Source organism: Streptomyces sp. BF23-19, assembly GCF_041106355.1.
Lineage (GTDB): Bacteria > Actinomycetota > Actinomycetes > Streptomycetales > Streptomycetaceae > Streptomyces > Streptomyces virginiae_A.
In genome coordinates this window covers 43,966-51,365 of the sequence record NZ_JBGBPT010000044.1, presented here as the reverse complement: position 1 = coordinate 51,365, position 7,400 = coordinate 43,966, and the positions used below count along the sequence as shown (strand labels likewise).

The window sequence follows — 7,400 nt, the reverse complement described above, 5'->3', positions numbered from 1 at the left end:
CGGCCCGGATGCCGGGCCGGCCCGTACGGGGTGGGACAGCGGGTGGGTCAGCGGGTGGCGGCGGCCGTCGGCAGGGCCGCGGCGATCTGTGCGGCCGCCCGGTACGGGTCACCGTTCGGGCGGTTCGGGTGCCGGGTGGTGCGTCCGGCCCACTCCGCCTCGAAGGCGTGCCAGTCGATCTCCCGCGGCGCGGCCTTCCGCACCAGTGCCTCGTCCAACGACGCGAAGTAGTGCGCCCACCGGGGTGCGTACAACTCCGAGATCAGGCCGCTCCATTCGCGGTTCGCGTAATCGTGCAGGAAACCGCCCTCGCTGGTGCTGCGGCGCCCCCACACGCTCAGCAGCGAGCGCGCGTCGTACTCGTACCGGTCCTGCTCGGCCTGGTCCGCGCCCCAGGAGCGGGCCCCGGAGAGCCAGGTGCCGAGGAGGAAGGCCGGGTCGGAGCCGGTGACCGCGTCCAACAACCGCATCCCGTCCTGCCACTCGGCCGTCAGGGCGCGGAAGCGGGTCAGGTCCTTGGCCTCGTAGGCCGCCTTGATCTTCGGCAGCAGCACCCGCGAGTGGTTGGCGAGGGCCTGCCGGGCGGTGTCCACCAGGTCGAAGCGGTAGGCGCTGGAGCCGCGCAGGGCCGGATCCACCTTCAGCAGGTGGTCCAGGGCCTTGCGCACCGAACCCGCCGGGTAGCGCATGGACCTGGGGCTCCAGTACGCCGCCCCCGCCGCGGTCAGGCTCGGCCGGGCGGTGAACAGGCTGTCCTGCGACTCCGACCACAGGCCGGAGGAGGTGCTGTACGGCCCCTTGCGGAGCTCCTCCCAGGCCGCGGCGGCCGCGGCGTCCGGGCGGCCGTAGCGGCGGGCCGCGAAGTCCGCGAACCACGCGCGCTGGTCGATCGGCCCGCGTTCCCAGGCCAGATCGGTGAAGAGGTCGAAGGCGGCCGGGTTGGTCCCGGTGGCCTCCGGCAGGTAGGCGATCCCGGCGAGGGCGCTGTTCGGCTTGTCCCGCCAGGGCCCGAACCGTTCGATCCAGACAGAGCTGTTCGCACCGACCGTGGTGTGCCCGCCGAAGTTGTAGATGGTGCCCATCGCGTACGGGACCCCGCCCCAACGGGCCTCCCGGTCGAGCCGGTTGTACCGGTCGGAGAGCCCGTCCAGGATCAGTAGCTTCGAGGTGTCCACCCCGGCCAGCAGCTCGGCCGTCGGGTCGTCCTGCCAGCCCAGCACCGCCCACAGCGCCCCGGGGTGGGCTGCGTGCAGCGCGCCCTGGATGGCGCGCGCGGCGGCCCCGACGTCGACGGAGCCGGTCCGGCCGCCCTCGTGCAGTGGGCTCATCCGGTACATCGCGCTGTCCCCGAACACCTCGCGCTGCTCGGCGTAGTACGTGGCGGCCAGCTTCGCGAACACGGGCGAGGCGGGGTCCAGCCAGTCCGGGCGGTCGAAGCCCGCCCAGTCGCCCTGTGCCACCGTGGCCGCACCCGGGTTCCGCGCGGCGAACCCGGGCGGCACGGTGCCGAAGTAGCCCGGCAGCACAGGGGTCATGCCGAGTCCGCGGAGCTGTTCGGCGATCCGCCCGCCCAGCTCGGCGCGCTCGCGCATGAGCCGCTCGGTGACCGGCCCGCCGAAATCGCTCAGGTTCTGCAGCAGCCACCAGCTCTGGTGGCCGGGGCCGGGGATCCACTGCCGCAGTTCCGCGGCGGAGTAGCCGAACCCCTGGAGCGCCCGGTGGTACGGGTACTCGGCGCCGACCTGCACGAACACCTCGTTGATGCCGTGCAGGGCCATCAGGTCGATCTGCCGCTGGTGCTCCTCGAAGGAGCGGTACGGGCCGGAGTACCCGTCGTCGGTGTCGTTCAGGGCGTACCGGTGGGGCACCTGCGCGCCGCGGGTGACCGGGGAAGGCACCGCCGGGAGCCGGGCGGGCAGCATGCCGATGCTGTTGCCGGGCCAGCCGATGTCGACCCCGGCGACGTGCTGGAGGTACCAGCCGACCCCGGTGAGCAGGGTGGCTCCGGTGCTGCCGCGGACGGTGATCGCGCCGGCGGTGCCGTACACGGTGAAGGTGTCGGCGTCGGCGGTCGTGTCGGGCACCAGGGTGAACTGCCCCCAGTGGCGCGGAAGCAGCCGTCGCAGGGCGGCCCGCGCGGGCGCGACGTCGAAGGTGCGGGCGCGGCCCGGACTCCGGACGGCACCCGGGTGCCCGTCCGGGTGCGCGTCCGGGTGCGCGTCGGTCCGTACGTCGGTCCGTACGTCGGCACGTGCGGGCGATCCCGCACCCGGGGCGGTGGCCCCGGGCGCGGGCCCCGCGCAGATCAGCGCCAGCAGCGCCGCCGGAAGAGCGGCGAGGGTGAGCGGGCGCCGGGTCCTCGGCCTGCGCCTGCTGCGATGCGTCGGGTTCCTCATCCGTTCGCCCGGGCCGTCAGACCGGCAGGGCCCAGGCCTGGTCGACCCGGTGGTCGCCGCAGTCGGTCAGCCGCAGCCGTTCGGCGGGGGTGGCGGCCGCCGGAGCCGTCAGACACAGCCCGCTGACCTCCTCCACCAGGGCTCCGTCACGGCGCTGCGACCAGTTCTGGCCGGGCTGCTCCTCCGGGCGGGCCGAGCAGTCGGCCAGTTCCACGAGGCGGTCCACGCCCGCCGACAGGCACTCGCCGGCCAGCCGCAGGCGCGCGTCCTTGCCCACGGTCCAACGCTGGTCGGGGGCTCCGGTGCAGGCGGCCATCACCACGGCGCCGACGCCGGTGGTGTTGGCGCCGTCGGCACACCGGGCTCCGTCACCGACGATCTGCCCGGTCGGTACGGCCTCGGCGCAGCCGCGCGGGCTGAGCCGCCAGACCCCGGTGTCGTGCCCGGCGACCTTCCCGGTCAGCGTCTCGGAGATCTCGCGGCTCGTACCGCTCCAGAGGTCCTGGGCGCCGGCGGTGCAGTCGGGCAGGCCGATCTCGTCGAGCGGCACGTTGATGTCCCGGGTGCTGGCGGAGCGGTTGAGCACGGCGACCGCGCGGTCGCCGTTCGCGAGCGGCCGCACCAGGATCTCGAAGGTGGCGTTGGAGGAGACCACGGAGCCCTGACGGCCCATCGGATCCTGGTCCAGGTCGATCATCCGGGTGTTGCCGAGGGCCGAGAGGCCCGCCGGGGTCAGCTTCGAGACGTCGGACGAGAGGATGAAGGGGGACGCCATCATGGCCCACAGGGCGACCTGGCTGCGGCTCTCGGCGGCCGTGAGGCCGGGGGCGCCCGCGATCAGGAAGTCGGGGTCGTTCCAGTTGCCGGGACCCGCGTACCGGCCGAGCCAGCGGTTGTAGCCGTAGTTGCCCATGACCGCGCTCCACCGTGAGGTGGCCGGTGCGGCCGGGTTGTAGACCTTGATGTCCTTGCCCTCGCGCCACAGCTGGCCGGTCTCGCCGACCCAGTCGAGGACCTTGTGCCAGTCGGAGCCGCCCCATTCGCCCTGCTGGAAGTAGGCGGGCGCGGAGGCCGACAGGACCATGTCCCGGCCGCTGTCCCGCAGGGCCTTCGCGACGGCGTTGTAGGCGTCGCGGTAGGCCTCCTCCTTGGTCGCGCCCTCCGGGACCCAGAGGTTGCAACCGTCCATCTTGACGTAGTCCACCTTCCAGGAGGCGAACTGCCGGGCGTCCTGCGCGTAGTGGTCCGCGCCGCCGCCCTGAGGGGCGCCACTGCCGGGGTACTTCTCGCAGGTGAGGGAGCCCGCGTCCTGGTAGATGCCGAACTTCAGGCCCTTGGCGTGCAGATACTCGCCGAGCCAGGCCATGCCGTGCGGGAACTTCGCCGTGTCGACGACCAGACTGCCCTGCGCGTCGCGGCTCTTGGTCATCCAACAGTCGTCGACGGTCACCGTGTCGTAGCCCTTGGCGGCGAGCCCGGTGGACACGAGCGCGTCGGCGTTGGCCACCACCTTGGCCTCGTCGATGTCGCACATGTAGTGCGCCCAGTTGTTCCACCCCATGGGCGGGGTGAGCGCGAGCGGGGTGTCCGAGGTCGCCCGGGGCTCGGCCGCCACCGGGGCGGGGGAGAGCGCGACGGCGAACAGGGCGGCCGCGGTCAGGCAGGGGAGCGTTGCACGCAGGCGAGGCGGCACGGAGTCTCCTTGACGTGGGGGCAGTCGTGCGCCCAGTGCAGCGAGGCGATTACCCACTGTCAACACAAGTCGCTGATTGTCGGCCGATGACCAGCAATATGGCTGCAATCGATGTCACACGAAAGTGCAGATACATCGTATGTTACGGTGTATCTCATGCCGCGAAGATCAGCCGCCCTGGACCGTGCGACCCCGGAGGCCGTCGCCGTCGCCGCCCTGCGGATCCTCGACGAGCAAGGGCCCGGCCACCTGAGCTTCCGCGCCCTCGCCGACCGGCTGGAGGTCTCGCACGCCACCGTCCAGCGCCGCTGCGTCGACCTCGCGGGCCTGCTCGACCTGTGCACCGAGCACCTCGCCGGGCAGCTCCCCGAGATCCCGGCCGGCACGGACTGGGCGCAGGCCGCCGAAGAGCGGTTCCGCGCCCTGTACCTGCTGCTGACCGCCCACCCCGGACTGCTGGTGCTGCGCGGCGGCCGGCCCTGGCTCGGTCGTCAGCTGCTGGCCCGGCTCGTGGAGCCCTCGCTCGCCGACAGCGTGGCCGCCGGGATGACCCCCGCCGAGGCGATGACCACCTACCGCCGCATGTACCTGCTCACCCTGGGCAGCGCGGCCTTCGTCGACCACCGGGATCCGGCCGCGGTGACCGCCGCCTCGCGGGCGGCCCTGGCCGCGTTGGATCCCGAGGAGTTCCCCGTGCTCTCCGGCGGACTGCCCGACGTACTGCCTCCCCTGACGGACCACGAGGTCTACTACGGGGCCCTGCGCCAGCTGATCGAGGCCGCCCGGCCCACCGCACCCGGCCACGCCGCCACCGCACCCGGCCACGCCGCCACCGCACCCGCCCGGCCCACCCGGTCCACCACCCGCACCTGATGGGGAGACAGCCCATGCCCGCAACACCGGCCCAGCAGCTCGACCACGCCGCCGTCCGCGCCGCCGCCGACCGGATCGCGGGCGGGATCCGCCCCGTCACGGTGGCGCCCGCGGCCGAAGCGGGGGTCTGGTACGCGCTGGAGTACCTCCAGCACACCGGTTCCTTCAAGGCGCGCGGCGCCCGCAACTTCCTCGCCGCCCACCACGAGGCCGGCGCCCTCCCGGCCGCCGGGGTCACCATCGCCTCCGGCGGCAACGCCGGGCTGGCCTGCGCCTGGGCGGCCCGCGCGCTGTCCGTGCCCGCGACCGTGTTCCTGCCCGCCAACGCCCCGCGGGTGAAGGTGGAACGGCTGCGCGGGTACGGGGCCGAGGTGCGACTCGTCGGCGACCGGTACGCCCAGGCGCTGGCCGCCTGCGAGGAGTTCGCCGCCGAGAGCGGGGCGCTGAGCAGCCACGCCTACGACCACCCGCTCATCGCGGCGGGCGCCGGAACCCTGCTGGAGGAGATCCGGACCGCCCTGCCCGGGCTGGACACGGTCGTCGTCGCGGTCGGCGGCGGCGGACTGTTCGCCGGGGTCGCCACGGCCGCACGCGAACACGGCGTACGTGTGGTCGCGGTCGAGCCGGAGAACTGCCGGGCCCTGAACGCGGCCCTGGCGGCGGGCCGGGTCGTGGACGTGGCCGTGGAATCGGTCGCCGCCGACTCCCTGGGGGCCACCCGGGTCTCGGCGGACGCGCTGGCCGCCGCGCAGCAGAAGAACGTGACCTCGGTCCTCGTCCCCGACACGGAGATCACGGCCGCCCGGCGCGCGCTCTGGGAGGAGCACCGGATCGTGGTCGAGGCGGGCGCGGCCACCGCGGCTGCGGCGCTGCGCGCGGCGCCGCAGCCGCTGGGCGACCGGGTCGCCGTCATCCTCTGCGGGGCCAACACGGACCCCCGGGACCTGGTGGCCCCCGGTACCTGAGCCGCGTAAGGCCAAGGGCTCAGTGGCCCCGGCCTTCCCCTCCTGTACGCGGGTCGACCGGTGTGAGCACTCCGAGCCGGTCCTCGACCGCCCGGGCCGCTGCCAGGCACAGGTCCTCCCGGAACGCGCGCCCGACGATCTGCACCCCGCAGGGGAGACCGTCGACGATCCCCGTCGGTACGGCCACACCGGGCACGCCCACGAAGCTGGTCACGGTGCACAGCCGCATTCCGGACCCGACCCGGTCCCGGCCCGCCCTGTCACGCGACTCCAGCCCCGGTTCGACCGGCGGCTCGGTGAAGACCGGGCCGAGCAGCAGCGGGTACTCGTCGAGGAATTCGGCCCACGAGCGACGGATGTTCATCCAGGTGCCCATCAGCTTCATCAACTCGTCCGCGCTCGCGGGCGGGGTCCGCTCCATCATCATCTCGATGTAGCGGTCCCCGCCCCTGCCGAGCAGCGTGCGCACCACCGGCCAGTTCGGGGCGAACTCGGTCACGGTGATCCGGCCGTACGCGTCGAGCGCCTCGTCCAGCCGCGGCACGTCCGGCACCTCGCGCACGTCGTAGCCGGCGTCGCGGAGCGCGTCCGCCGCGGCCGTGACGGCCCCGTGGACCGCGGGGTGGACACCGTGCCCGCCGGGGTCCGCCACGACCGCGACCTTCACGCGCCCGGGGAGCGGTTCGCCGTACGCGGGCACCGGCACGGCGCGCGGGTCGCGCGGATCGGTCCCGGCTAGCACTTCGTAGGCGAGGGCGAGATCGGCCACGCTCCGGGCCAACGGGCCGTCGGTGACGAGCATCTGGGACGCCGGCCCGGGGTCGTCCGGGCCGAGGATCCGGTGGTCGGCGGGGAACCGGCCCGTGGTCGGCTTCAGTCCGGCCACACCGCAGAACTGGGCCGGGATGCGCACCGACCCGCCGGAGTCGTTGCCGAGCCCGAGCGCCGCCATACCGGTGGCCACGGCCACCGCGTCGCCACCGCTGGATCCGCCCGGGGTCCGGCCGCTGTCCCACGGGTTGACCGTGTCGCCGTACAGCTCACTGCGCGTGTGCATCCCCGCCAGGATCAGCGTGGGGATGTTGCTGTGCCCGATGGGGATGGCCCCCGCCGCGCGCAGCCGGGCCACCGGGGGTGCGTCGGCGGGCGCCACCAGGTCGCGGAAGCGCGCCGTGCCGAAGGTGGTCGCCGCGCCTTCGATCGCGGTGCTCTCCTTCACCGTGAAGGGCACGCCCGCGAGTGGTCCCAGCAGGTCACCGGCCGCCCGCCGCCGGTCCAGCTGTGCCGCGGCCGCACGCGCGCGCTCCGCCAGGAGTTGCGTGACCGCGTTCACCCGCGGGTTGACCGCGGCGATCCGATCCAGGTGGCTGTCGACCAGGTCGACGGCCGAGACCTCTCCGCCGCGTACCGCCTCCGCCTGCGCGGCGGCCGACATCCTCCACAGGGCGTCCCGCATGTCGCTTCCCTCCCCAT

General features: G+C 74.0%; 5 protein-coding genes. 2 read left to right on the top strand and 3 right to left on the bottom strand.

All coding sequences use genetic code 11. The features are described 5' to 3' along the window. Positions 1–47: 47 nt before the first annotated feature. Both AB8A24_RS24200 and AB8A24_RS24195 read right to left on the bottom strand, forming a co-directional pair. Positions 48–2,396: an alpha-N-acetylglucosaminidase gene (locus AB8A24_RS24200; RefSeq protein WP_369477646.1), complete on the bottom strand. Its 2,349-nt coding sequence runs from the start codon at positions 2,394–2,396 to the stop codon at positions 48–50. A gap of 16 nt (positions 2,397–2,412) precedes the next feature. Next, positions 2,413–4,089: a ricin-type beta-trefoil lectin domain protein gene (locus AB8A24_RS24195; protein ID WP_369477645.1), complete on the bottom strand. Its 1,677-nt coding sequence runs from the start codon at positions 4,087–4,089 to the stop codon at positions 2,413–2,415. Between the two features lie 156 nt (positions 4,090–4,245). Between AB8A24_RS24195 and AB8A24_RS24190 the strand changes: the two genes are divergently transcribed. Both AB8A24_RS24190 and AB8A24_RS24185 read left to right on the top strand, forming a co-directional pair. After that, a complete protein-coding gene (locus AB8A24_RS24190) occupies positions 4,246–4,962 on the top strand; it encodes a TetR/AcrR family transcriptional regulator (RefSeq protein WP_369477644.1) in 717 nt (238 codons plus the stop codon). A gap of 14 nt (positions 4,963–4,976) precedes the next feature. Continuing rightward, the gene (locus AB8A24_RS24185) at positions 4,977–5,927 is read left to right on the top strand and encodes a serine/threonine dehydratase (protein ID WP_369477643.1); all 951 of its coding nucleotides are present in this window, start codon (positions 4,977–4,979) and stop codon (positions 5,925–5,927) included. 19 nt (positions 5,928–5,946) lie between these two features. Here AB8A24_RS24185 and AB8A24_RS24180 read toward each other — a convergent pair whose 3' ends face one another. Then, positions 5,947–7,383 (bottom strand): amidase, encoded by a 1,437-nt coding sequence (locus AB8A24_RS24180; protein WP_369477642.1) that lies wholly within the window; start codon positions 7,381–7,383, stop codon positions 5,947–5,949. Positions 7,384–7,400 lie beyond the last annotated feature (17 nt).

Coding starts and splice junctions, on each gene's coding strand:
- AB8A24_RS24180 (WP_369477642.1), bottom strand. CDS start 7,383: ATGCGGGACGCCCTGTGGAGGATGTCGGCCGCCGCGCAGGCGGAGGCG.
- AB8A24_RS24185 (WP_369477643.1), top strand. CDS start 4,977: ATGCCCGCAACACCGGCCCAGCAGCTCGACCACGCCGCCGTCCGCGCC.
- AB8A24_RS24190 (WP_369477644.1), top strand. CDS start 4,246: ATGCCGCGAAGATCAGCCGCCCTGGACCGTGCGACCCCGGAGGCCGTC.
- AB8A24_RS24200 (WP_369477646.1), bottom strand. CDS start 2,396: ATGAGGAACCCGACGCATCGCAGCAGGCGCAGGCCGAGGACCCGGCGC.